Origin of the sequence: Nocardia colli, from assembly GCF_008704205.1 — a bacterium.
Taxonomy (GTDB): Bacteria; Actinomycetota; Actinomycetes; order Mycobacteriales; family Mycobacteriaceae; genus Nocardia; species Nocardia colli.
Map to the genome: position 1 here is coordinate 1,011,223 of NZ_VXLC01000003.1, position 24,147 is coordinate 1,035,369.

Annotated in this window: 20 protein-coding genes and 1 riboswitch; of the genes, 8 read left to right on the forward strand and 12 right to left on the reverse strand. The window is 67.9% G+C overall.

From position 1 onward, the window contains the following. Nucleotides 1-10: 10 nt before the first annotated feature. Nucleotides 11-286: a WhiB family transcriptional regulator gene (locus F3087_RS11415; RefSeq protein WP_150401792.1), complete on the forward strand. Its 276-nt coding sequence runs from the start codon at nt 11-13 to the stop codon at nt 284-286. A 114-nt stretch (nt 287-400) separates the two neighbouring features. Then, a complete protein-coding gene (locus tag F3087_RS11420) occupies nt 401-2,068 on the forward strand; it encodes a VWA domain-containing protein (protein WP_191093904.1) in 1,668 nt (555 codons plus the stop codon). 133 nt (nt 2,069-2,201) lie between these two features. Here the strand turns inward: F3087_RS11420 and gcvP are convergent, their stop codons facing one another. The 7 genes from gcvP to F3087_RS11455 form a co-directional block, all read right to left on the reverse strand. Next, complete coding sequence (gene gcvP, locus F3087_RS11425; RefSeq protein WP_150401793.1) at nt 2,202-5,024, reverse strand: aminomethyl-transferring glycine dehydrogenase; 2,823 nt, start codon at nt 5,022-5,024, stop codon at nt 2,202-2,204. 148 nt (nt 5,025-5,172) lie between these two features. Further along, a riboswitch (glycine riboswitch) is annotated at nt 5,173-5,272 on the reverse strand. A gap of 230 nt (nt 5,273-5,502) precedes the next feature. After that, nucleotides 5,503-6,096, reverse strand: coding sequence for a MerR family transcriptional regulator (locus F3087_RS11430; protein ID WP_317983917.1), 594 nt, complete (start codon nt 6,094-6,096; stop codon nt 5,503-5,505). A 206-nt stretch (nt 6,097-6,302) separates the two neighbouring features. Then, on the reverse strand, nt 6,303-6,776 hold the full coding sequence (locus tag F3087_RS11435; protein ID WP_069160942.1) for a bifunctional nuclease family protein: 474 nt from the start codon (nt 6,774-6,776) through the stop codon (nt 6,303-6,305). A gap of 189 nt (nt 6,777-6,965) precedes the next feature. Beyond that, on the reverse strand, nt 6,966-7,766 hold the full coding sequence (ftsR, locus tag F3087_RS11440) for a transcriptional regulator FtsR (protein WP_150401795.1): 801 nt from the start codon (nt 7,764-7,766) through the stop codon (nt 6,966-6,968). 97 nt (nt 7,767-7,863) lie between these two features. Further along, nucleotides 7,864-8,343: a glycogen accumulation regulator GarA gene (garA, locus tag F3087_RS11445; RefSeq protein WP_150401796.1), complete on the reverse strand. Its 480-nt coding sequence runs from the start codon at nt 8,341-8,343 to the stop codon at nt 7,864-7,866. Nucleotides 8,344-8,511: 168 nt separating this feature from the next. Continuing rightward, nucleotides 8,512-8,910, reverse strand: a complete 399-nt coding sequence (gene gcvH / locus F3087_RS11450) for a glycine cleavage system protein GcvH (RefSeq protein ID WP_150401797.1) — start codon at nt 8,908-8,910, stop codon at nt 8,512-8,514. Nucleotides 8,911-8,991: 81 nt separating this feature from the next. Next, a complete protein-coding gene (locus F3087_RS11455) occupies nt 8,992-9,561 on the reverse strand; it encodes a CDP-alcohol phosphatidyltransferase family protein (RefSeq protein WP_375906881.1) in 570 nt (189 codons plus the stop codon). A 246-nt stretch (nt 9,562-9,807) separates the two neighbouring features. Here F3087_RS11455 and F3087_RS11460 point away from each other — a divergent pair, with 246 nt between their 5' ends. The 3 genes from F3087_RS11460 (at nt 9,808) to F3087_RS11470 (ending at nt 13,976) form a co-directional block, all read left to right on the forward strand. Beyond that, a complete protein-coding gene (locus F3087_RS11460) occupies nt 9,808-11,502 on the forward strand; it encodes a GMC oxidoreductase (RefSeq protein WP_150401799.1) in 1,695 nt (564 codons plus the stop codon). A gap of 80 nt (nt 11,503-11,582) precedes the next feature. Continuing rightward, a complete protein-coding gene (locus tag F3087_RS11465) occupies nt 11,583-12,980 on the forward strand; it encodes a DUF2252 domain-containing protein (protein ID WP_150401800.1) in 1,398 nt (465 codons plus the stop codon). A 114-nt stretch (nt 12,981-13,094) separates the two neighbouring features. After that, the gene (locus F3087_RS11470) at nt 13,095-13,976 is read left to right on the forward strand and encodes a nuclease-related domain-containing protein (protein WP_223884996.1); all 882 of its coding nucleotides are present in this window, start codon (nt 13,095-13,097) and stop codon (nt 13,974-13,976) included. 6 nt (nt 13,977-13,982) lie between these two features. On the opposite strand, the gene F3087_RS11475 is transcribed toward F3087_RS11470, so the two are convergent. Further along, nucleotides 13,983-16,361: an ATP-binding protein gene (locus F3087_RS11475; RefSeq protein ID WP_150401802.1), complete on the reverse strand. Its 2,379-nt coding sequence runs from the start codon at nt 16,359-16,361 to the stop codon at nt 13,983-13,985. Nucleotides 16,362-16,659: 298 nt separating this feature from the next. On the opposite strand from F3087_RS11475, the gene F3087_RS11480 reads away from it, so the two are divergent. Next, complete coding sequence (locus F3087_RS11480; RefSeq protein WP_223884997.1) at nt 16,660-17,301, forward strand: phosphatase PAP2 family protein; 642 nt, start codon at nt 16,660-16,662, stop codon at nt 17,299-17,301. On the opposite strand, the gene F3087_RS11485 is transcribed toward F3087_RS11480, so the two are convergent. Then, nucleotides 17,257-17,805 (reverse strand): cytochrome b, encoded by a 549-nt coding sequence (locus F3087_RS11485; protein WP_223884998.1) that lies wholly within the window; start codon nt 17,803-17,805, stop codon nt 17,257-17,259. The genes F3087_RS11480 and F3087_RS11485 overlap by 45 nt on opposite strands. A gap of 153 nt (nt 17,806-17,958) precedes the next feature. Here F3087_RS11485 and F3087_RS11490 point away from each other — a divergent pair, with 153 nt between their 5' ends. Further along, nucleotides 17,959-18,807 carry an LLM class F420-dependent oxidoreductase gene (locus F3087_RS11490; protein ID WP_150401969.1) on the forward strand — a complete coding sequence of 283 codons (849 nt, stop codon included), beginning with the start codon at nt 17,959-17,961 and terminating at the stop codon, nt 18,805-18,807. A 61-nt stretch (nt 18,808-18,868) separates the two neighbouring features. Here F3087_RS11490 and F3087_RS11495 read toward each other — a convergent pair whose 3' ends face one another. Genes F3087_RS11495 through F3087_RS11505 form a run of 3 tightly spaced genes read right to left on the reverse strand, consistent with a single transcriptional unit; the run spans nt 18,869 to nt 22,085 of the window. Then, the gene (locus F3087_RS11495) at nt 18,869-20,503 is read right to left on the reverse strand and encodes an ABC transporter permease (protein ID WP_150401804.1); all 1,635 of its coding nucleotides are present in this window, start codon (nt 20,501-20,503) and stop codon (nt 18,869-18,871) included. Beyond that, nucleotides 20,500-21,432, reverse strand: a complete 933-nt coding sequence (locus tag F3087_RS11500; RefSeq protein WP_150401805.1) for an ABC transporter ATP-binding protein — start codon at nt 21,430-21,432, stop codon at nt 20,500-20,502. Before F3087_RS11500 ends, F3087_RS11495 begins: the two co-directional genes overlap by 4 nt. Beyond that, nucleotides 21,432-22,085, reverse strand: a complete 654-nt coding sequence (locus tag F3087_RS11505; RefSeq protein ID WP_150401806.1) for a TetR/AcrR family transcriptional regulator — start codon at nt 22,083-22,085, stop codon at nt 21,432-21,434. The genes F3087_RS11500 and F3087_RS11505 overlap by 1 nt, the downstream gene beginning before the upstream one ends. A gap of 106 nt (nt 22,086-22,191) precedes the next feature. Between F3087_RS11505 and F3087_RS11510 the strand changes: the two genes are divergently transcribed. After that, nucleotides 22,192-24,123: an acyl-CoA dehydrogenase family protein gene (locus F3087_RS11510; protein ID WP_191093905.1), complete on the forward strand. Its 1,932-nt coding sequence runs from the start codon at nt 22,192-22,194 to the stop codon at nt 24,121-24,123. Nucleotides 24,124-24,147 lie beyond the last annotated feature (24 nt).

Here is a 24,147-nt window from a genome sequence, read left to right on the forward strand (position 1 = left end):
GAGGATCGCGATGACCATCCGCACCGAGACCAGCGCGGTCGTGGAACTGACCCTGGCCGAGCTGCTTCCGCTCTCGGACTCCCGAGAGTGGCATCGGGCCGCCTGCCGGGGTGACCCGCAGCACGAAGCGTGGTTCCCGTACCCGTCGCAGGACTTCGACTACGCGCGCGGCATCTGCGCGGGCTGCCCGATCCGCGCGGCCTGCGGTGAATTCGCCGCCCGCACCGGCCAGTCCGGCGTCTGGGGCGGCCACGAGTTCGACCGCGGCCAGCTGATCCGCCCGTGAATCCCGCCGCCGTGTCCGCCCCGGACCCGGCGGCGGCCGGACACGGCGTACGGCACGCCGGTGAGGGCAGCCTCGGCGAGGCCGCAAACCGCAGGTGAACATACACTGTGCAGCGTGGGCACTCATCGCAGCGGAACCAGATCCCGGGGCGTCAGCAAAGGTCCGGTTATCGCAGTGGTGGCCATCGTGCTGCTCGTCGCTGGGGTCGTCGCGTGGTTCCAGTTACGGGACCGGGCGGCCGACGAGGACAGCGCCGCGGCCGCGGAATGCGTCTCCGGTCCGTCGACGCTCTACGTCACCGCCGATCCGGACATCGCGACGCAGGTCAGAGCCGCCGCGGACCGGTACAACGCGACCAAACCGAAGGTGCGTGATCACTGCGCGCAGGTGGTCGTGACCGCGCAACCGTCCGCCGCGATCGTCGCCGCGTTCACCAACGGCAAGCCGTGGGATCAGAACCTCGGCCCGCAGCCGGTGCTGTGGATCCCCGATTCGACCCGCTCGATCGAGTCGATGCGGGTGCCGGGAATGATCGAAGGCACACCCGCGCCGATCGCGGTCAGCCCGATCGTGCTCGCCGTGCCGGACGAATTGCGCGGTGCGCTAGAACAAGCCAAGACCACCTGGGCGGATCTGCCACGGCTGCAACAGGGTTCGCTCAAAGATGTCGGGCTTTCCGGTTGGGGCAATCTGCGAATGGCGTTGCCGCCCGGGGATTCTTCGCTCGCCGCAGCGGTCGCGGTGGGGTCCGAGGTATCCGGCGCGGAACCACTCAGCGAGCAAGCCGCACAGTCGGGTCAAGCCGTCGCGGCGATCTCCGGTCTCGCGGCCGACGCACCGGAGGCGGCCGACACCGCCGCGGCGTTCGGCATCATCGCGGGCGCGCCGCAGTCGGCCACCGTGCACGCGGTCGCCGCCACCGAGCAGCAGGTGAAAACCCAAGCGGGACTGACGATCTTCCGGCCGTCCGGCACCGCGCCGATTGCCGATCACCCGGCCGCGCTGATGTCCGGACCGTGGGTCGACAAGACGCAGAACCTCGTCGGCGGACTCTTCGCCGACTACCTGCGCGCACCGGAGCAGGTGCAGGCCTTCACCGCAGCAGGATTTACGACCGCGCCCGCCGCCACACCCGCACCGCCGCGTGCCGCACTCGACAAAGTCCGTGCCACCCTTGCCAATCCGGTGCTCGGCGTGCAATCCACCGTGCTGGTCGACGTCTCCTCGTCCATGTCGACCACCGACGGTTCGATGACCCGGCTCGCGAATGTGATCGGCGCGCTGAGCTCCACGCTGACGGTGATGCCGCCGGACTTCGGCCTCGGCCTCTGGACGTACGGCAAGAACCTCGACGGCACAACGCCGTACAAGGTGCAGGCCGCCACCGCGCCGCTCACCGACGACCAGCGCACCAAGATCAGCAACGCGCTGAGCGCCATCAAGGCCGGCGAGGTCCGCGCCGACCAGGCGTACCCGACCCTGATCGCCGCGTACAAGAGCGCGATCAACGGCTACACCCCCGGCCGAACGAATTCCGTGCTGCTGATCACCGATGGGCCGGAAGACGATTCGACGGTCACCGGCGCGAAGCTCGCCGCCGACATGGCCGCCGCGATCGACAAGGCCCACCCGGTCCGCGTGGACATCATCGTGATCGGCGGCCAGGGCACGCAGACGCTCAAGAGCATCGCCGAGCAGTCCGGCGGCACGTACACCAAGGTCACCACCTCCGACGACCTCAGCTTCGGCTCCGCGGTGGTCCAGGCACTGACCACCCCCTGAAGCCGCACCACTCCTGATTTCCCGCACCGAAATTCGCATGCAATTTCCGGTGCGGGAAATCAGAAGGCGTGCGGCTGACACAGAAAAGCGCCCTCCGCCTGAACTGAGCGGAGGGCGCCTTCGGGTCTGACGGTCAGTCGGCGTACGCCTCGATCGGGGGGCACGAGCACACCAGGTTGCGGTCACCGTAGGCGCCGTCGATGCGGCGGACGGGCGGCCACACCTTGGCCCGCGAGTGGCCGAGACCCCGTGGGTACACGGCGGTTTCGCGGCTGTACGGGTGCTCCCAGTCGCCCACCAGGCTGGCCGCGGTATGCGGCGCACCGCGCAACGGGTTGTCGGTCACCGGCCAGACGCCCGCCGCGACCTGATCGATCTCCTTGCGGATCGCGATCATCGCCTCGATGAAATCGTCCAGCTCGTCCAGGTTTTCGCTCTCGGTCGGCTCGACCATCAGCGTGCCCGCGACCGGGAAGCTCATCGTCGGCGCGTGGAAACCGTAGTCCGCCAGTCGCTTCGCCACATCGTCGACGGTGACGCCGGTCTGCTTGGTGATCTCGCGCAGATCCAGGATGCACTCGTGCGCGACCATCCCGTGCTCACCGGTGTAGAGCACCGGGAAGTACTCGTCGAGCCGGCGCGCGATGTAGTTCGCCGAGGCGATCGCCGTCAGCGTCGCGTCGCGCAGGCCGTCCGCGCCCATCATGCGGATGTAGGCCCAGGTGATCGGCAGGATCGAGGCGGAACCGTAGTTGGCCGCCGACACCGCGTGCGAGTCGGTCACCAGCGGATCGCCGGGCAGGTAGGGCGCGAGGTGCGATCGGACCGCGACCGGACCGACACCGGGCCCGCCGCCGCCGTGCGGGATGCAGAACGTCTTGTGCAGGTTCAGGTGGCTGACGTCGCCGCCGAACCGCCCCGGACGGGCAAGTCCGACAAGCGCATTCAGGTTCGCACCGTCTACGTACACCTGGCCGCCCGCGTCGTGCACCAGCGCACACAGCTCGGCGACCTCGTGCTCGTACACGCCGTGCGTGGACGGATAGGTGATCATGATGCAGGCCAGCCGGTCGGCGTGGTCGGCGATCTTGGCCCGCAGGTCGTCCAGGTCGACGTCGCCGTTGTCGCGGCACTTCACCACCTCGACGCGCAGCCCGGCCATCGCCGCCGAGGCCGCGTTGGTGCCATGCGCGCTGGACGGGATCAGGCAGGTATCCCGGTGCGTGTCACCACGATCCAGGTGGTAGCGCCGGATCGCCAGCAGGCCGGCGTACTCGCCCTGGCTGCCCGCGTTGGGCTGCAGGCTGACCGAGTCGTAGCCGGTGATGTCGGAGAGCCACTGCTCCAGATCGTGGATCACCTGCAACAGGCCGGGCGCGTCCTCGACCGGCGCGTACGGGTGCACGCGGGCGAAGCCGGGCCAGGTGATGGCCTCCATCTCGGCGGTCGCGTTCAGCTTCATGGTGCAGGAGCCGAGCGGAATCATGCTGCGGTCCAACGCGATGTCCTTGTCGGACAGCGAACGCAGGTAGCGCAGCATCGCGGTTTCGGTGTGGTACTTGGTGAACGCCGGGTGGTCGAGGAACTCCGAGGTCCGGTTCTCGATCGCGACGGCCGGGGCCGGGTCGCGCTGCTCGGAAGACAGTGTGGTGCCGAAGGATTCGAGCACCGCCGCGACATGCGCGTCGGTCGTCGCCTCGTCGCAGGCGATGCCGACGTGATCAGCGTCCACCAGGCGCAGGTTGATCCCGCGCGACTTCGCCTTCGCCACAACGGCTTCCGCACCGCCGGGCACATGCGCCAGCACGGTGTCGAAGAACGTGTCGTGCACGACCGCGCCGTCCAGGCCCGCGGCGATGGTGGCGGCGTGCCGATGCACCCGGCGGGCGATATCGCGCAGGCCGTCCGCACCGTGGTAGCTCGCGTACATGGCCGCGACGATGGCCAGCAGCACCTGCGCGGTACAGATGTTGGAGGTGGCCTTCTCCCGGCGGATGTGCTGTTCGCGCGTCTGCAACGCCAGCCGGTAGGCCACGTCGCCGTCCGCGTCCACCGAGACGCCGACCAGCCGGCCCGGCAGCTGCCTGGCATACGCGGTGCGCACTGCCAGATAACCCGCGTGCGGGCCGCCGAAGCCGAGCGGCACGCCGAAACGCTGGGTGGTGCCGAAGCAGACGTCCGCGCCCTGGTCGCCCGGGGACGCGATCAACGTCATGGCCAGCAGATCCGCACCCACCGCGACCAGCGCGCCCCGCTCGTGCGCGGCGCTGATGAGCGATGTCCAGTCCACTACCCGGCCGGACGCGCCCGGCGCCTGCACCAGCACACCGAAGAATTCATCTTCGGGCAGCTCGCCGGCGGACAGATCCGCCGGAACCAGCTCGATGCCGAGCGGCTGCGCGCGGGTGGTCAGCACGGTCTTGGTCTGCGGGAACAGGTCGTTGTCGATGACCAGCCGCGACGACTTCGACCGGCTCGCCCGCTGCAACAGCGTCATCGCCTCGGCGGCGGCGGTGGCCTCGTCCAGCATCGACGCGTTGGCCACGTCCATGCCGGTCAGCTCGGACACCATGGTCTGGAAGTTGAGCAGCGCCTCCAGCCGGCCCTGGCTGATCTCCGGCTGGTAGGGCGTGTACGCCGTGTACCAGGCCGGGTTCTCCAGCAGGTTGCGTACCAGCACCGGCGGGGTCAGCGTGTCGTAGTAGCCGAGCCCGATCATCGAGGTGGCCACGGTATTGGAGTGGGCGAGCCCGGCGAGTTCGGCCAGCACCTCGTGTTCGGTTGCGGCAGGCGGCAATCCGGCCAAGCCGGACCCGTCGAGGATGGTGGCGGGCAGGGCCTTCGTGGCGAGCTCGTCGAGCGAGCCGACGCCGACGACGTCCAGGATCCGGGCGATTTCGCCCCGGTCGGGTCCGATATGGCGGTCGGCGAATGAGCGAGTCACGGCAGCTCCCATTGGGTCGGGCGGGTCGACACGTGTCGACGGTTACCAGCCCTCCCCCTCTGTCGTGTTGCCTGAGAGATTCGGACGCGCGACCGCAATGAAGGTCGAGCCCCTTTCCCCATGGGCGGGCGGCCCGGAGCCACCGCTTTCCAGAGGCGCCCAAGCCCGCACGGTCCCTGATGCCTGAGAGATTGACGGGGAGGTGCTGCTCCTTCGGCGCCCGGACTCTGTCGAACCCGGGACTCTCCCGCACGGCGTTGGCGCGCCACCAGTTTAAGCCGACGACACGCGAGAACGTGTCACTGGTCCCTTCCCTGCGGGTGTCGCGCTGGTCACGTCGGTGCGCGGGGTCCTCAACGATTACATCGATAGATGCGCATATCTACTTAACACCATGTTTTTTCCGTCCCCGAAAACCAGGTGCCACACAGCACAACACCCCGCTACCCTGGCTTTACCGGGGAGGCGGGGTGTTGTCAGTTGTCTATTCTTAACCAGTCTTACGGCTCATGCGGGCCTTACGCCGATAGGACAGCTCGTCCTCCGGCCGTTCGGTCACCGCGGACGCGCGTTCGGCCGGGAAGTTGGCGATGGCGCCGGTGAGCTCGTGCATGGCGCCGCTGATCGCGATGCCGAACACGCCTTGCCCGCCCTGCAGTAAATCGACTACCTCCTCGGCCGAGGTGCACTCGTATACCGAGGTGCCGTCGGAGAACAGGGTGATCCCGGCGAGGTCCTGCACTCCCCTGCTGCGGAGATGGTCGACCGCGATCCTGATGTTCTGTAGCGAGATGCCCGCGTCGAGCAGCCGCTTCACGATCTTCAGGACCAGGATGTCCTTGAACGAGTACAGGCGCTGGCTACCCGAGCCGGCCGCGCTGCGAATGGAGGGCACGACCAGTCCGGTCCGCGCCCAGTAGTCGAGCTGCCGGTAGGTGATCCCGGCCACCTGGCATGCACTGGGGACCCGGTAGCCGACCAGATCGTCGGGAACCGAGTCGTCCGGGAACAGGCCTGGCTGCACCACATTTTGCGATTCCTCTGCCACTGACCACTCCCTTGCTCCGCCGACGGCTACCCTCATCGATGACCCGGCTCCGCTTCGACCACTGCTCATACTGACGACCTGGCCAAAACGGACGTGGCCCAACTATCGAGATTACTCCCCTGATTGTCCAGGGAGCACCATCGTCAGGCCAAACGCGACGCGCGGTTAAAGTCTCAAGCTCTGGTTAAGGGACGATCCCCCGGTCAGCCCGCGAAAACGCCGGATTGTCGGAAAGATCCTGTTCAGCTATCCGTGGCCTTGAAATCGTCGGGCGAGACCGACTCCAGGAATTCCTTGAACTTCTCCACCTCGTCCTCGCGCTCGTCCGGCATGACCAGCCCGGCTTCCTCGAGCACCGGCTCCTCGGCATAGATCGGGCAACCCACCCGCAAGGCGATCGCTACCGAGTCCGACGGCCGCGCCGAGATGTGCAGATCGTTCTCGAAGACCAGATCCGCGTAGAACGTGCCCTCCTGGAGATCCACGATGCGCACCTCCTTGAGGGTGTGCCCGAGCTCGGTGATCAGGATCTTGATCAGATCATGGGTCAGCGGGCGGATCGGCGTCACCCCCTCCTGCTCCAGCACGATCGCCGTTGCCTCGGCCTGCCCGATCCAAATCGGTAGATACCGGTCCCCCGACACCTCGCGGAGCAACAGCACGGGCTGATTCTGTGGCTGTTCGACACGAATGCCGATCACGCGCATTTCACTCATCGCACTGCCTCCCATTTACTCAACACCAGCCGCTCGCGCCGACCGCCCGGCACGACCACCGCAGAGCTCGCCGTACCACGAGTCTAGGCGAACCCGCGCAAGTGCAGCGGTCCGTGTGCAGAGCCGAAATCGGCGTGTTGGGTGACCGAAACATGACACGGATTCCGCGTCAGCGTTTCAACGGGATGCTCAGCCGCCCAGCGACGTCCGCACCGACGACTTCACCAGACAGGCGTGCAACGTCAGCGACAGCGCCGCGAGTTCGCGCACGGTTTCCTCGGCTCTGGCCCGCGCGCCGGCGTCGCGGCTCTTCGCGATCGGGGCGGCGATCTGCGCGACCAGCGCCGCCTCGCGATCGGCGGCCAGCTTGAACGCACGCAAATGCCGTGCCTCCAAACCGAATTCGGCCATCGCCTTGGCGGTCTTGGCCAGCGTCACCGCGTCGCCGTCGAAGAATCCGGCGGCGCCGGGGGTGATCAGGTTCGCCCGGATCAGATCGTTGAGAAAGGTCTCGTCGATCTCGGCCTGGGCGAGCAGATCCGCGCGGGTGAGCCGGATTTCGTGATCGAAGCGCAGATCGTCGGGGGAAATCTCGCTGGGCACCACGCCGAGCCTCCTCGGCGCCGCGGCGCCGTTTCTGTTCCCGCCGGGCGCGGCCGGATGCTCGGAGTCGGCAGTCGTCGCCGCCGACTCCGATGCACCCGTACGGCCCGAATGCGCCCGGGCGCGGGCTTCCCGCACACCGAGCGTCGCCGCACCGCTGTCGATCGCTTCGAGTTGTTCCTTGATCACCTTCAGCGGCAGGTACTGATCGCGTTGCGCGGTCAGCACGAACCGAAGCCGTTCACAATCGGCGATGGAGAATCTGCGGTAGCCCGAGGGCGTGCGCTCCGGCCGAATGAGGCCTTCCGCTTCCAGGAAGCGGATTTTCGAGATGGTGACGTCCGGAAAGTCCGGGCGCAGTAGGTCGAGCACGGAGCCGATCGACATACCTCCGCGCGCCCACTGCGCCGCACCCGTCACAGCGCTGAGTCCTTCTTCATGACCCCGAGCCCTTCATGAGGAGAAAGAACCCAGCGCCGCGTGCTCATAGGCTCCCTGCACCCGCCGAGTCGTTCTGCGCCCGCGGTCCGGTGAGGAACACCAGGCGGAACTTGCCGATCTGCACCTCGTCGCCGTTCTGGAGTTCCGAGGAGTCCACCGGCTCCCGATTCACATAGGTGCCGTTCAGGCTGCCGACATCGACAACCTGGAACGAATCGTCGTCCTGACGGAACTCGGCGTGCCGACGGCTGACGGTGACGTCGTCGAGAAAGATGTCACTGTCGGGGTGGCGGCCCGCCGACGTAGTCGGCTGATCCAGCAGGAACCGCGAGCCCGCGTTCGGACCGCGCTTGACGACCAGGAGGGCCGCACCAACGGGCAGACCCTCGACCCCTTGGACCGGCTGTTCGCCGGTCGGCTCTCCGGAGCGCGACGCGTCGACCTCGTTCAGGAAATCCGCGCGGAAGACCGACGTCGTCTCGGCCGCGGTCTCCCCGTAACCCGGGTCTTTGTTCTCGCTCACCGTTTCTCTCCTCCTCGAACCTGATTATCCATGCAAGCAGGTGATACCTGTGGCACCACGACCTGCCGTCGAGTCCCTAGATTCCCGACAGTGACTGTCGGCGCATCTGTTGGCATTGACCGTACCCTGCCAGGGCGTGCCCGTGCAGGTAGAACCGGGAAGGCTGATTCAGCCCCCGATAACTCCTTGATAACCTGCCGCATCCAACAGTTCATCAAGGGTCTGGTCGAGGCCGGCGGCGTCCGCGACCTCGAGTTCGAACAGCCATCCGTCGCTGTACGGATCGGTGTTCAGCGTCTCCGGCTCCTGCACCAGAACTTCGTTCACCGCAACAACTTTGGCTGCGATCGGCGCGTAGATGTCGGACACGCTCTTGGTCGACTCGACCTCCGCGATGCTGTCCCCCACGGCGACGTCCTTATCCGTTTCGGGCAGCTGCACGAACACAACGTCACCGAGTTGGGACTGGGCATAATCGGTGATGCCCACCCGAACCCGGGTAGGGCCGATCCGCTGCACCCACTCGTGCTCCTCGGTGTAGCGCAGATCTTCGGGGGTCTGGGTCACAGGCCGTCCGTCCTTTCCATTGTGATCGTGTGGGCGCAACTCTATGCGAGGCTCGAGCCGATCTTCGACTCGACGCCTCGGTCAGGTCGAGCGGTGTGCCACAGCCGGTATCGAGCGAGCGACGGCGATCGCCTTACCGGTGTAGAGCAAGCCGGTCCATACATACACCGCCGTGCCCCAGACCAGTAATGCCCCGCCGAAGGCACGGCCGAAACCGTCCAGCGCCCAATCCATCTCCCCGGCCAGCAGCCAGACGAACGCCGACATCAGCGCGAAGGTGGCCGCCTTGCCCAGATAGATCACCTCGGGCGGGGGTAGATCGCGGCGTTTGTAGACCGACAGCGTGAGCGTGAGGACCAGATCGCGACCGACCAGGAGCACCGCGACCCACCACGGGATGAGGCCGCGGATCACGAACGCGACCAGCGTCGTCACCAGGTACAACCGGTCCACGAACGGGTCGAGCAGGGCGCCGAGGCGGGAGGACTGATCGAGCAGGCGGGCCAGCTTGCCGTCCAGGAAGTCGGTCAGTCCGCTGGCGAAGGCCAGCACGAACGCCCAGCCATCGGCATGCTCGACCAGCAGCAGCCAGAGGAACACCGGAACACCCAGCAGGCGCACGAAACTCAGGACATTCGGGACGGTGAGGATGCGGTCGTCGAAGACGCCGCCGGTCGCGCCGTCGGTGTCGGCGCGCTCCTCCGGTTCCGTTGTGCCCGATTCGGTTGTCACGCCCCGTGCTTACCGCACCGACCCCGGTCGACGCCATCCGGGCACGCCGGTTTTCTCGATATCTCCATGCAAGGATGGTTTCCGCCACAGACCGGCGGTGACAGAATGAGTATGAAATCATCTCATCTGTCGGTACGGTGAACGTCCGGTGAGCGAGAGGAAGTCATGCCCGCATTCGACTACGACGTGGTGGTGATCGGTTCCGGCTTCGGCGGCAGCGTGAGCGCCCTCCGGCTGACCGAGAAGGGGTATCGGGTCGGCGTGCTCGAGGCGGGCCGGCGCTGGAACGCCGAGGACATTCCCCGCACGAATTGGAATGTGCGCAAGTCGATCTGGGCCCCGCGACTGGGTCTGACCGGGCCGCAGCGGATCAGCGTGCTGGGCAAGTGCGCGGTGTTCTCCGGCGCGGGCGTCGGCGGCGGCTCGCTCATCTACGGCAACACCCTCTACGAGCCCCTGCCGAACTTCTACACCGACAAGCAGTGGGCACACATCACCGACTGGCGGGCCGAGCTGGCCCCGTACTACGACCAGGCGCAACGGATGCTCGGCGTGGCGCCGAATCCGCGAATGACCCCGGCCGACGAGGTGATCCGCGAGATCGCCGACGATCTCGGCGTCGCCGACACCTTCCACCCGACCAACGTCGGCGTGTTCTTCAACGAGAGCGATCCGGGCACCGAGGTCGACGACCCCTATTTCGGCGGCGTCGGCCCGCGCCGGCGCGGATGTGTGCACTGCGCGCAATGTTTCACCGGCTGCCCGAACAACGCCAAGAACACGACCACCACGAACTACCTCTACCTGGCCGAACAGGCCGGCGCCGAGGTGCATCCGCTGACCACCGCGACGTCGGTCCGGCCGCGGCCGGACGGCGGCTACACCATCGAGACCGAGCGCTCGGACCGCTGGATCCGCAAGCAGCGCAAGACCTTCACCGCCGAGCAGGTGGTGTTCGCCGGCGCCGCGCTCGGCACCCAGAAGCTGCTGCACAAGATGCGTGACGACGCGGTGCTGCCGAATCTCTCGCCGCGGCTCGGCGAGCTGACCCGCAGCAATTCCGAGGCGATCCTCAACGTGGTGAGCCGCGCCCGCCGCGATTTCGCCGAGGGCATCGCGATCACCTCCTCGATTCACCCGGCCGCGGACACCCACATCGAGGTCTGCCACTACGGCAAGGGACAGAACGCGCTGTTCCCGATGTCGGTGCCGATCGTGGACGGCGGCGCGTTCCGGTTCCTGCGCTTCCTGCTGGCGATGGTGCTGCACCCGTTGGTCTTCCTGCGCAGCCTCAACGCCAGGCACGCGTCGGAGAAGTCGGTGATCCTGCTGGTCATGCAGTCACTGGACAACTCGCTGACCTCGTTCCGCAGGCGCGGGCTGCTCAAGACGAAACAGGGCACGGGCGAGCCGAATCCGACCTGGATCCCGATGGCGCACGACATCGGGCGGCGCTTCGGCGAGAAGGTGCGCGGCGATACGCACGGCCTGGTGATGGATGTGTTCAACATTCCGGCGACCGCGCATTACATCGGCGGCTGCGTCATTGGGGAAAGCCCGGAAACCGGTGTGGTCGATCCGTATCAGCGGGTGTTCGGCCATCCGGGACTACATGTGGCGGACGGGTCGGCGGTGACCGCGAACCTGGGCGTCAACCCGTCGCTCACCATCACCGCGCAGGCGGAACGGGCAATGGCGTTCTGGCCCAACAAGAACGAGGCCGATCCGCGGCCGGAGCTCGGGAAGGCGTACCAGCGCATCGCGCCGGTGGCGCCGAACCAGCCGACGGTGCCTGCTGCCGCGCCGGGCGCCTTGCGTCTCCCGATCACTCCCGTCGATCCCCCGGTGCCTGCCACCTGAGCCGTCGGCATATCTGACCGGTGCCGAACGTGGCGAAACCGACACCCACGCCAGGGCCGATACCCGCTAGCGTCGGCATCGTGTCAGACAGTGGTATCGATCTACGTTCCTACCTCCCCGCGGCGGAGGTGCGCGCCCGCGGCGCGGCCGTGCGCGAACGGGTGCCGGTCACCGCGCGCGATCGCGCGGCGGCGGGAGCGCGCAGGCCCGACGTGCTCGATTTCGTCGAGGCGAGCAACGCGGGCCGGCTCCCGCACCTGGTGCCGCTGCGGATCGGCCGGATGATGACCTCCCCGTTCACTTTCTACCGCGGCGCGGCCGGGCTGATGGCCGCCGATCTGACCGGCGGACCGGACACCGGGCTCACCGCGCAGCTGTGCGGCGACGCGCATGCCGCGAATTTCGGCCTGTACGGCACGCCACGCGGCGAAATCATCATGGACATCAATGATTTCGACGAGACCATCGTCGGGCCGTGGGAGTGGGATCTGGACCGGCTCGCGGCCAGCCTGGTGCTCGCGGGGCGGGAAAGCGGTGCGGGCGAGGACGACTGCCGCGCCGCCGCGCATGACGCCGCCCGCGCCTACCGGCTCGCGATCGCGCAGCTGGCCGAGCAGCCGTTCCTCGAATCGTGGAGCGCGCTGCCCGACGAGTCGGTGCTGGATCAGGCCGCGGCGCACGATCTCGTCGACGACTTCAAGAAGGCCGCGAAGAAGGCGCGCAAGAACACCAGCGCGAAGGTGGTGGCCAAGTGGACCGAGCACCTCGAGGACCATCAGACCGGCATCAAGAAGCACCGATTCATCAGTGACCCACCGATTCTCACGGCGGTCGAGGACAAGGTGGCCGCGGCGATCACCGACGGCCTGGAGCGTTACGCCGACACGCTGCGCCGGTCGCGGCGCAACCTGCTGGCCCGATTCGCGGTGTCCGACATCGCCTTCCGGATCGTCGGCACCGGCAGCGTCGGCCTGCACACCTATGTCGCGCTGCTGCACGGCAACGAGGGTGAGGACCTGGTGTTGCAGATCAAGCAGGCCAACCCGTCCGCGCTCGCACCGTATCTGCCCGCGCCGCCGCCGAAACACGAGGGCAAGCGAATCGTGCAGGGCGCCAGGCTGGTTCAGTCCGAGAGCGATATCCTGCTCGGCTGGACCAGTGTCGACCTGACCGGCGACGGCGTCGAATTGCCGTTCATCGTGCGGCAATTCCGCAATCTGAAGGGCAGCATCGATCCGGCCGGACTGTCCGCCGCCGACCTCGACGACTACGGCAGGCTGGCCGGCGCACTGCTGGCCCGCGCGCATTCGCGCTCGCTCGATCCGCGCCTGCTCGCGGGCTATCTGGGCGAAGACGAGCGGTTCGACGACGCGGTCGCCGCATTCGCCGTCCGCTATGCCGATCGCACCGAGGCCGACCATGCCACACTGGTCGAGGCAGTGCAGGCGGGCAAGATCGCCGCCGAAGAGCCGGAGTGACCGCGACACCAACACGCCGACTGTTGCCGTGAGCGCGGCGAATTCGGCCGCGCACCTCGTATCCTGTGCACTGTCGAGTGTCGACGTGAAGGGCGGTCGTTAATGCTCGTACGAGTGCAGAACGCGGCAGGCACCAATGCCGAGCGGGCGCTGATCGATTGGCTGCGCACCTGGAAGGACGCGGACAGTCCGAAGGGCGTCGCCACGATCAACTGCAGTCTGTTCCACAAGGATCGGCTGCACCAGTTCGACGCGGTGGTGTGGACGCCGACCAGCTGCGTGGTGATCGAGGCCGAGGCACTGGTCGCTCGCCAGGACGGCGTGCTGGAGATCCCGCTCAACGGCCAGTGGACGATCAACGGCGACCCGGCCGCCATGGAGGGCCGGGACCGGCGCACCCCGTTGGAGAAGTCCCGCGAGCACACCTTCGCGTTGCAGAACTGGCTGGCCGCCCGCGGCCTCGGTCAGCGCGCGGTGCACGGGCTGGCGCTGGTGGTGCCGCTGCGCGGGGCCGAGCTGAAGATCCAGCAGGCGTGGAGCGATCCGAGCTTCGACGTCATCCTGGGTGACGATCCGGGCCGGTTGCGGCATTACTTCGACTCGCTCGCCGAAGAGGAGAAGCACCTCTGGACGGCCAACGACGTCGCCATCGCGTTCCGCGGCCTCGGCATCCTGCCCTACCTGCCCGCGCCGCAGGAGTTGCTGAACGAGGGCTTCCTCGGCCCGATCGACATCACGCTGTGGCACGGCGGCCCGAACCAGGCCCAGGCCGAGGCCTACGCGGAGGAGCTGGCGCAGGCCGAGCGCGAGGCGCACCGGCCGGTCTACGCGGTGGAGGCGCCGTGGTACAGCCCGTGGAAGCTGTATCCGCGGGAAACCAGGGACATGGATTTCGGTCGCGCGTTCATGCGGATCACGCTGGCGATCGGCATGCTGATCGCGTTCGCCTGGGTGCTGTGGTTCGTCATCAGCGCGATCTTGACCTACGGGCCCTGACCCGGCTCAGGCCTTGCGCGCCACCGTGATTCGCGGCAGCTCGACCGTCGGCTCGTCGACCGCCTCGGCGGGCTGCGAGTCGCGTTCCACCAGCAGCGCGACGTGCAGCCGGGACGGACAGCCGAGCTTGAGCATCACCTGGCGCACGTGATTGACCACGGTCCATTCCGAGATCCCCAACTGGGTGGCGATCATGCGGTTGGTCATGCCGGTGGCGACGAGTCTGGCGATCTCGCCCTGCCGGTTGGTCAGCGCGGCCAGCGGTGAGTCGTCCGGGTCGGGCAGCGTCGGGCCGGTACACGCGTAGGCCACCGCCTCGGCCAGCGACATCTCCCCCGCCGTGCGCATGATCTCCCGAAACCTGGCCTCACCGAGGGCATTTCGGTGTTCGGCCACCCGTGGCGCCGGATCGCCCGCGCCCAGTTGCGGAATGCCGTGCGTGGCGCGCAGCCGGCGGGCGGCGTACATCAGCGTCATCGTCGCTTCGGCGTACTCGATCCCGACCGCGTCGTAGGCCATCGCGCAGCCCTCCAGCGCGACGATCGCTTGCAGCACATGCTCTTCCAGGCCGTCCTCGTCCAGGTTCTCCCGGTAGAGCAGCTGGGCGCGATCGGCGGTCCGCGGTCCGATCTGCGTGCGCGCCAGCGTATTCAGTCCGATCAGGCGTGCCGTACTGTCCAGGCACCTGGCCCGGTCGCGCAGCTTGCCCCAGATCTCGGTGTCCCGGGTGGGCGGATCGGGCATGCGCAGCAGCATCATCGAACCCTGTAGTCGGCCCGGCCACGGCCCGGTGAGCTCGTCGGCGTAGCGCGCCGCGACGCTCAGCCGATCCTTGGCGCCCGCCCGGTCGCCGACCGCGATCAGCACCGGGACCAGCACCACCGCGACCCGGGCCGCGTCCACGGGCCGGTCGAAACGCCGATACGCGGCAATGGAATTCGTCAACAGGTCGACCGCTCGACGCAATCGCCCCGATCGCCCCGCCCAGGTGCCGAGCACCTCGAGGCACAGCGGTGCGGTCAGCCCGGGTGAGAGCGTGCTGCGGTCGCTCATCTCCAGCGCTTTGGCCAGCACCGACTCCACCTCGGACTGGTAGCCGAACTGGATCCACGCTGATTCCAGGTCGGCGGCCAGGCGCACGGCGCGTTCCGGCCGCCCGCTGTCGATCAGATAGTGCACCGCGGCGATGAAGTCCACGATTCGTTTGCCCGCGGCGTCCAGCGCGGTCGCGCGGTGCTCGCTGGTGTCGAACCGGGGTCCGATGGTCTCGGCGAGCCCGCAGAGCCGGTCCACGTGGTCGTCGCGCATCGCGGTGGCGCGGGCCGGGTCGGCGGCCAGGATCTGCCGGCAGTAGGCGTGCACGGTGGCGAAGAGCCGGTAGCCGTTTCCGTGCGGCCCGCTGGAGACGTGATCGAGCAGACTGCGCCTGACCAGCTCGGTCATCGCGTTCGTCGCTTCCTCGTCGGTGGTTCCGGCGGCGAGGCAGGCCATGTCCGTGTCGATCACCGACTCGTACATCGACAGGCGCAGCAGCAGGTCGAGCACCTCGGGGGCGACGTCGTCCAGACCCCACTCGACCGCGCCGTGCAGCGTCCGATGCCGGGCGGGCACGTCGACATAGGACGTGGACTTCAGGTCGGCGCCCGCCTCGATGCGGTGCAGGGTGCGCACCGGGCCGATCCGGGCGATCGAACCCGCCGCGAGTTCGATGGCCAGCGGCACGCCGTCGAGTTCGCGCACGATCTCGTCGAGCACGAGCCGATCGGCCACCGCGCCGGTTCCCCGGTAGTGGCTGTCGATGCTGTCGAGCAGCAGCTGGGCCGCGGGTGCGGAACCCGGGTAGTAGTCGCCGGTGTCGCAGCCGGTGCTCAACGGGCGCACGCACAGCACGCATTCGCGGTACAGGTTGAACGGGATCCGGCTGGTCGCCACGAGGGTCAGGTTCGGGCAGTGGTCCAAGAGCCGTGCCACATCGGTGGAGATCTGCTCGACCACTCGATCGCAGTTGTCCAGCAACAGAATTGCCGGACTCGCGCCGATCATCGAGGCCAGCGCCGACAGGGCCTCGACCGGATCGAAGTATCGGGGTGCCGCGGCCAGCGAGCGGTGACTTGCCTTCTCCAGCACCGCGTTCCACGCGCCGGTTCGATCGACGCACTCGCCGAGATCCACCATCGCGTCCCGGTCTGCGCGGAATCCGCTGTCCGGCAACGCCTCTCGAGCTAGCCTGGATTTACCCACCCCGGCGGTTCCGGTGAGGGTGAGCAACCGGACCCGGCGATCGAGGAGTAATCGGCCGAGTTCCGCGAGTTCGGCCGCCCGCCCGACAATCGTCGGAAGCCGATAGGTTCCGGCCAGCGTAGGCCGGAGGTCATCGCCCGCCATGGGTACCTCTCAGTCACTGCCACGGCTGAGACGACCGCACGAAATACGCCCGAGCCACGTTGCATCCAGGCCGACCGAGCCGAGAGATCGATCGGCGAACCCGAATGTTCACCGATCGAATACGACCATACCAAGACCTCGCGACACTGCGAGGCGTTCAGCAATACTCCGAGTTGACCTGGGGCTGCGAAGATTTCGTAGGTCACGCGTTACCGACCGTGTCCAGTCGAACGACCATCGACTTCTCCGCCGCCCCGCGGTCGGGTAGCAAGAACCTGTCGGTAGCTATCGTCAACCGGTGTTCGGACTACCGCAAGACACCAGGCTCGGGGGCTCACTCCGGCTCGTCGCCATCGTGGTCAGCGCCGCCGTCACGGGTCTGGTGCCCTTGACGTTCCCGCCCGACGGCGGTGCGACGGCGTTCGATCGCGCGGTCGCGACGCGGATCCATTCGGCGTTCGACGCTCGGCCCGGTATCTATCCGGCGCTGGTGCTGCCCAGCAACGGCTACATCCTGCTGCCGCTGTCGCTGCTCGCGGGCGCGTGGTTCGGCTACCGCGGCCGATGGCGGCGCGCCGCGATCATGGTGCTGGTCCCCGAACTCGCGCTGGGGCTCAATGCGCTGCTGTGGAAGCCACTCTGGGACAGGCACTTACACGACTACCTCGCCTATCCCAGCGGGCATACGGTGCATCTGGTCGCGATCGCGACGGCGTTCATCGTGCTGATCGATTCGATCCGGGCGCGGCTCCTCGCGTTCGCGGTAGCGGTGGTGGCGATGCTCGCGGCGGCCGTCGGCATGATCGGCCTCGACTACCACCTGCCCACCGACATCATCGGGGGCGCCGCGGTCGCCATCGCGACGGTGCTCGCGCTCTGCTGGGCGGCGCAGGCGTTATTCGACCGGCCGGGCCGCACCGAACAGCATTCGACGCAGTAGACCGTCACGCAGGATCAGCGCGTGGAAGGCGATCGCGCAGATGTGCGCGGTGAACACCACGAGCAGGGCATAACCGAAGTAGGTGTGCAGTGACCGCAGTCGCTCGTACAACTGCCAGTCGGCGGACACCAGCGCGGGCAGCTCGATCCCGCCCGCGAGCCGCCCGTCCGCGCCGGACGCGGACACCATCGCCCAGCCGATCAGCGGCTGCGCGAGAAGCAATACGTACATGAGGATTTCGGATCCGAACGCGACCCGCCGTTCGATCGACCCGAGCCGTGCGAACGCCCCGGGCCCGCGCCGCAGCACCCGATTGACCACCCGCACCACCGCCAGCGCCAGCACGCACACGCCGACGGTCATGTGCACCGTGCGCAACGCGTTGCTCTCACCCCACCAATGCACCATCCCCGCCCCCGCGATCAGCGCGGCAACCACCAGCGCCGCCATCAGCCAGTGCAACACCCGGGTCAGCGGATCGAACCGGACGATCTCGGTACTCACACGCATTCTCCTGCCACTGCCGGACCCACGGTTAAGACACGGATGCCGCGGGCGAACAGTTCAGCGCGCCGGGATCGATGACCGGCAAACCCTTGGTACCGACCGGGAAAGGTGGTAGAACTTGTTCTAGTTTACTGGATGGGAGCGCGTACGGTGCGGTACGGGATTGTGTTGTTCACCAGCGATCGAGGCATCACGCCCGCGGATGCGGCGGTGGCCGCGGAGGGTGCCGGTTTCGACACGTTCTACGTGCCGGAGCACACGCATATCCCGGTGATCCGGGCGGCCGCGCATCCGCAGACGGGAGACGCGAGCCTGCCGGACGACCGGTATCTGCGCACCCTCGATCCATGGGTGGCGCTGGCCACCATCGCCGCCGTCACCACCAGGATCGGCTTGTCGACGGCGGTGGCGCTGCCCGCCGAACACCACCCGATCACCCTGGCGAAAACCATCGCCTCGCTCGACCACCTCTCCGGCGGCCGGGTCAGCCTGGGCGTCGGATTCGGCTGGAACACCGACGAACTCGCCCACCACGGCGTCAACCCGGCCAAGCGCCGGACGGTCCTGCGCGAGCATCTGGACGCGATGCGCGCCCTCTGGACCGACGAAGAGGCCAGCTTCGCCGGCGAATTCGTCAACTTCGGCGCGAGCTGGTCCTGGCCCAAGCCGATCCAGAAGCGGATCCCGGTGCTGCTCGGCGCGGCGGGCACGGAGAAGTCCTTCGCGTGGCTGGCCAAGAACGCCGACGGCTGGATCACCACCCCCACCGAGGACGGCGTCGACGACAAGATCGCGCTGTTGCACCGCGTCTGGCGCGAACACGGCCGCGAGGGCACCCCGGAGGTCATCGCACTCGCCGGTAAGCCGAACCCGGAACAGCTGGCGCAGTGGGCCGAAGCCGGCGTCACCGAGGCCGTTTTCGGCATGCCCGATCGCACCACCGACGAAGTGCGCGCCTACCTCGGCAGGCTCGCCGGAAAGCTCGGCATCGGCGCCTGAGCACCGACGACAGCCGGCGGCCCGTGCGCGATGATGCGCACGGGCCGCCGTCTTCATCGATTCAGCGCAGGTCGCGCCTGCGGAATGCGGTGATGCCCACCGCAAGCAGCGCCGCGGCGATCACCAGCAACCAGATCACCGGTGCGGCTTGAAATTCCGCGCCGGGCAGTTTCGGCGGATGCACGAACGGCACCACGTCGACCACCCACTGCGGCAGCCCGTCCAGCGAACCGGCGAAAAAGATGACGAGCATGACGCTGAGAATGCCCCAGACGACCGGGGTGAACCGGGGCACGATCCCGTAGATCGCCACCGCGATGCCGGTGAACACCCACACCGCGGGCACCTGAACGGCCGCCGCGCCCAGCGAGTCGGCCAGCTTGCCCGCCAGATCCCCGTCGGTCGCGCCGTAGACGATGCCGATCGCCAGGCCGGCCAGCAGCAGGAGCACGGCGGGACCGAGCAGCGCGAAACCGATGTGGCTCAACGCATATCGCTCGCGGCTCACCGAACCGGACAGCGTGGACTCGGCGCGATGGCTCGACTCCTCGTCGTGCAGCCGCAGCGCCGCCGACAGCGAGTACGCGGCCGCGCCCATGGCGAGCAGCGAGAGCGCGAAGGTGACGAACGAGTCCTGGAGCATGTCCGACCCGCCCATCCGGGTGAGCATGTCCTTGATGGAGGAGTTGTTGTCGAGCATGTCGCCGACGCTCTTGATCGCCCCGCCCATCAGCAGCCCGTACAGCACGAATCCGATCGCCCAGACCAGCAGCGAGCCGCGTTGCAGACGCCAGGCCAGCCCGGTCGGGCCGGACAGCCCCGCAGCCGCGGTCGGCGGGCCGGGCCGTTCGGCGAGCAGCCCGGACCCGGTATCGCGCCGGCTCAGCAATCCATATGCCACGCCGACCGCGAGCACCGCGAGGACGAGCAGCGGAATCAGCACCCACCAGCGTTCCTGCGCGAACGCCCGCATCTGGATGCACCAGCCGAGCGGCGAGAACCAGGTCAGCACACCGTTTCCCGCGTCACCGATGGCCCGCACCGCGAACGCGGCGGCGAGTGCGCCGAGCGCGACCCCGCGGGCGATCCGCGCGCCGGTGCTCACCTGCGCGGCCACCGCGGCCACTCCCGCCCAGGCCAGACCGGAGCAGGCCAGGGCCGCGGAGAAGGCCAGCGAGCCGGCGATCGGCAGGTCGTTGCTGTACAGCATTGCGGTGGACAGGATTCCGACCAGCACACAGCCCGTCGCGGTCAGCAGCAGCGCGGCGGTCAGCCCGGCGAAGCGGCCGATGCTGGTGGCGCCGATCAGTTCGGCCCGCCCCGTCTCCTCCTCGACCCGGGTGTGCCGGATCACCGTGAGGATCGTCGCGATGGCGATCATCGCGAAATACGGTCCGGCCTTCCACAACGCCATCGAGCCGAGGTCTGTGCTGAACACCGGGCCATACATGGCGACCAGCGCGGGACTGTCGGTGATGGTCTTCGCGTAGTTCGCCAGATCGGCCGGCGTGCCATAGACGCTCTTGGTGCTCGCGACATAGAACGCGGGCAGCATGCCGAACGCGAACACCCACAGCGGCAAGATGATTCGATCGCGGCGTAGGTACAGGCGCAACAGCTGACCGGTACCCGCGAAGTCGGCCGAGCCGCGCACGGCCGGGGCGGCATACGGCCTGCCCGCAGTAACGGTGGTCATGCGCGCACCTTCTCCCCGTGCTCCACCGCGCCCTTCGAGGCGTCGCCGTCGACGTGATAGTGCCGCATGAACAGCTCTTCCAGGGTGGGCGGCGCGCTGGTCAGGCTGCGCACGCCGGTGTCGCCGAGCAGCCGGATCAGCTCGCCGAGGTGCTCGCCCTCGACCTGGCAGCGCAGCGTCTTGCCGTCCCACTGGACATCTTCGATACCGGCGATCCGGCCGAGATCGCCCGGGTCGCCGAGTAATTCGGCGGTGATCGAGGTGCGCGACAGGTGCCGCATCTCCGACAGCGAGCCGCTCTCCACGGTGCGTCCGGCCCGGATGATGGTCACTCGATCGCAGAGCACCTCCACCTCGGACAGGATGTGGCTGGACAGCAGGACCGTCGTTCCGCGCTGCTTGGCCTCTTCGACGCATTCCCGAAACACCTGTTCCATCAACGGATCCAGGCCCGAGGTCGGTTCGTCGAGCAGCAGCAACTTCACGTCCGAGGCGAGCGCGGAGATCAGCGCGACCTTCTGCCGGTTGCCCTTCGAGTAGGTCCGCGCCTTCTTGCGCGGATCCAGATCGAACCGCTGGATCAGCTCCGCCCGGCGCTCGGCGTTGATGCCGCCGCGCATGCGGGCCAGCAGATCGATGGTCTCACCGCCGGACAGCGACGGCCACAGCGTGACATCGCCTGGGACGTAAGCGAGTTCGTGATGCAGCGCGACCGCGTCGGCCCACGGGTCGCGGCCGAACAGTTCGGCCCGGCCGGAGGTGGCGCGCAGGATGCCGAGCAGCACCCGGATCGTCGTCGACTTGCCCGCGCCGTTCGGCCCCAGGAAGCCGTGGATCTCCCCTTCGCTGACCGACAGATCCAGCCCGTCCAGTGCGGCCACATGGCCGAATGTCTTACGGAGATCGTTGATTCGAATGATCTCGGACATCAGTGCTCCTTGATGAAGGTGTCCAAAAGCGTTGGGTCGGTGAGGATTCCCTGGGTGTAGAACTCCAGGGCGGGAGGCGTGAGCTCTTCGGTCAGCTCACGGATGGCCTTACGGAAATCGAGCTTCTCGCCGGGTTGCTGATGCATCTGCATCCAGAGCAGCGTCGCGCCGACGTTGAGCGTCATCAGGTATCTCGCCCGGGCCGCCGGGTCCCGGCTCGGCTTGATCGTGCCCGCGTCGACGCCCTGCTGGATGTAGATCTCGGCGTCGTCCACCATGTGCTCGAACAGCGATCGCGCCATCGGTCCGCCGGCTTGCAGGCTGCGCACCATGTAGGCGACCAGCGGACCGTAGACCTCGATCTCGGCCAGCGCGGACAACATGCCCTTGGCCATGCTGTTCGCGGTGAGCGCCTTGAGCTTCTCGTCGCGGATCAGCTTCAGCACCCGGTCGTCGCACGCGGCACGCAGGCCGTCCTTCGAGCCGAAGTGATGATTCACCAGGCCTGGCGAGACACCCGCCGCCTTCGCGATGGCGCGCACGCCGACCTGGAAACCCTCGTCGCCGAAGACCTCGATCGCGGCGTCGCGGATCCGGGCCGCCGTGGTCAGATCCGTGGCGGGTCCTTGCGGTACGGGCTGTTCGTTAAACACATGTTCAATATACTAAACACTCGTTCAATCCACCACAAGAGCCGTGCCCGGAATGTCGTGTCAACAGTCACGGTTTGGTCGGCGCGGCGCGGGCTAATGTCGAGTTATGACAACCGGCATCGCAACGACCGCGGATCACCTACGCGCGGCACTGGACGGACCGTGGGGCGAGATCCGGGAGCAGGCCCGGATTCAACTCGCCGATGACAAGTTCGCCGGGGACTCCTACCTCGACTACAAGGCCGCCCGCGCGCGGGTGCTCGAGCAGATGCGGGTCATCGCCACCATGGGCTACGCCGAGCGCGGCTTCCGCCGGGAGAACGGCGGGACCAGCGAGCCGGGCGCCGCGGTGACCGGGCTGGAGATGCTCGCGTACACCGATCTGTCGCTGTGGGTGAAGGCCGGCGTGCAGTGGGGCCTGTTCGGCGGCGCGGTGGAGAACCTCGGCACCGAGCGGCACCGCGAGTACATCAAGCGGCTCATCTCGCTCGACCTGCTCGGCTGTTTCGCGATGACCGAGTCCGGGCACGGCAGCGATGTCGCGCACCTGGAGACCACCGCGACCTACGACCCGGACACGCAGGAGTTCGTGATCCACTCGCCGACCCCGTCGGCGCGCAAGGACTACATCGGCGGCGCGGCCGAACACGCCAGGATGGCCGCGGTTTTCGCGCAGCTGATCACCCAGGGCGAGGGCCGCGGCGTGCACTGCCTGCTGGTGCCGATCCGCGACGAGAACGGCGCCGACCTGCCCGGCGTGACCACCTTCGACGACGGGCTCAAGGGCGGGCTGCCCGGTGTGGACAACGGCCGGATCGTGTTCGACCAGGTGCGCATTCCGCGGGAGAACCTGCTCAACCGCTACGCCGACGTCGAGCCGGACGGCACCTACACCTCCGAGATCGAGAACCCGAGCCGGCGCTTCTTCACCACGCTCGGCACCCTCGTTCGCGGGCGGGTCAGCGTCGGTGGCGCGGCCGCCGCGGGTACCCGGGTCGCGCTGAGCATCGCCTTGCGCTATGCGCTCAAGCGCAGGCAGTTCTCCGATCCGGACAGCGGGCAGGAGACGGTCCTGCTGGACTACCGCAGTCACCAGCGGCGGCTGCTCCCGCTCGTCGCCAAGACCTACGCGCTGGCGTTCGCGCAGAACGACCTCGTGCGCCGGATGCATCTGGTCCAGACCGGCCAGGACCTGAACCCGAGTTCGCAACGGGCACTGGAGAAGCGGGCCGCCGGCCTCAAGGTCGCGCAGACCCGGCACGCCACCCGCGCCATCCAGGAATGCCGCGAAGCCTGCGGCGGCGCCGGCTATCTGACCGAGAACCGCCTGGTCACGCTGAAGGCGGACACCGATGTGTTCACAACCTTCGAAGGCGACAACGTGGTGCTCACCCAGCTGGTCGCCAAGGAGCTGCTCACCGCGTACTCCGACGAGGTCCGCGACCTGGACGCGCTCGGCTGGGTCAAGTTCGCCGCCACCATGGCCGGCGACGAGGTCCGCAAGGTGACCGGCGTGCGTCAGCTGATCCAGCGCCTGCGCGACGGATCCAACGACTCCGTCGACGAGGGCGACCTCGCCCGCCGCGCGGTCCAGCTGCAACTCTTCGCCGACCGCGAGGAATACCTGGTGCGCACCGCAGGCCACCGCCTGCGGGCCCGCGCGAAGGACACCACCCCGTTCGAGGCGTTCAACAACGCGCAGGACCACATCCTCGCCGCCGGCACCGCCCACATCGACCGGTTGGTGCTCGAGGCGTTCATCGAAGGCATCGAGGGCATTCAGGACCAGGAAGCCCGCGACCTCGCCGAAACCGTCTGCGACCTCTACGTTTACGCGACTCTGGAGGAAAACCGCGACTGGTACATCATGCACCGCTTCATGTCCGTCGAGCGCGCCAAGGCGGTCCGCCGCGGCGTCAACGAACTCGTCGACCGCCTCCGCCCCGAGGCCCTCACCCTCGTAGAGGGCATGGGCGTCCCGGAATCCATGCTGCGGGCAGCAATGCTCGATGACGCGAGCGTGTACGAGCGGGGGTAATCGACCCCGATCGACCAGGCGACA

Excerpts from the sequence above, each read along its gene's own strand:
- F3087_RS11435 (WP_069160942.1), bottom strand. The coding sequence starts at position 6,776 with ATGAGTGAAATGCGCGTGATCGGCATTCGTGTCGAACAGCCACAGAAT.
- F3087_RS11460 (WP_150401799.1), top strand. The coding sequence starts at position 9,808 with ATGCCCGCATTCGACTACGACGTGGTGGTGATCGGTTCCGGCTTCGGC.
- F3087_RS11475 (WP_150401802.1), bottom strand. The coding sequence starts at position 16,361 with ATGGCGGGCGATGACCTCCGGCCTACGCTGGCCGGAACCTATCGGCTT.
- F3087_RS11430 (WP_317983917.1), bottom strand. The coding sequence starts at position 6,096 with ATGAGGGTAGCCGTCGGCGGAGCAAGGGAGTGGTCAGTGGCAGAGGAA.
- ftsR (WP_150401795.1), bottom strand. The coding sequence starts at position 7,766 with ATGTCGATCGGCTCCGTGCTCGACCTACTGCGCCCGGACTTTCCGGAC.
- F3087_RS11510 (WP_191093905.1), top strand. The coding sequence starts at position 22,192 with ATGACAACCGGCATCGCAACGACCGCGGATCACCTACGCGCGGCACTG.
- F3087_RS11500 (WP_150401805.1), bottom strand. The coding sequence starts at position 21,432 with ATGTCCGAGATCATTCGAATCAACGATCTCCGTAAGACATTCGGCCAT.
- F3087_RS11495 (WP_150401804.1), bottom strand. The coding sequence starts at position 20,503 with ATGACCACCGTTACTGCGGGCAGGCCGTATGCCGCCCCGGCCGTGCGC.
- gcvP (WP_150401793.1), bottom strand. The coding sequence starts at position 5,024 with ATGGGAGCTGCCGTGACTCGCTCATTCGCCGACCGCCATATCGGACCC.
- F3087_RS11415 (WP_150401792.1), top strand. The coding sequence starts at position 11 with ATGACCATCCGCACCGAGACCAGCGCGGTCGTGGAACTGACCCTGGCC.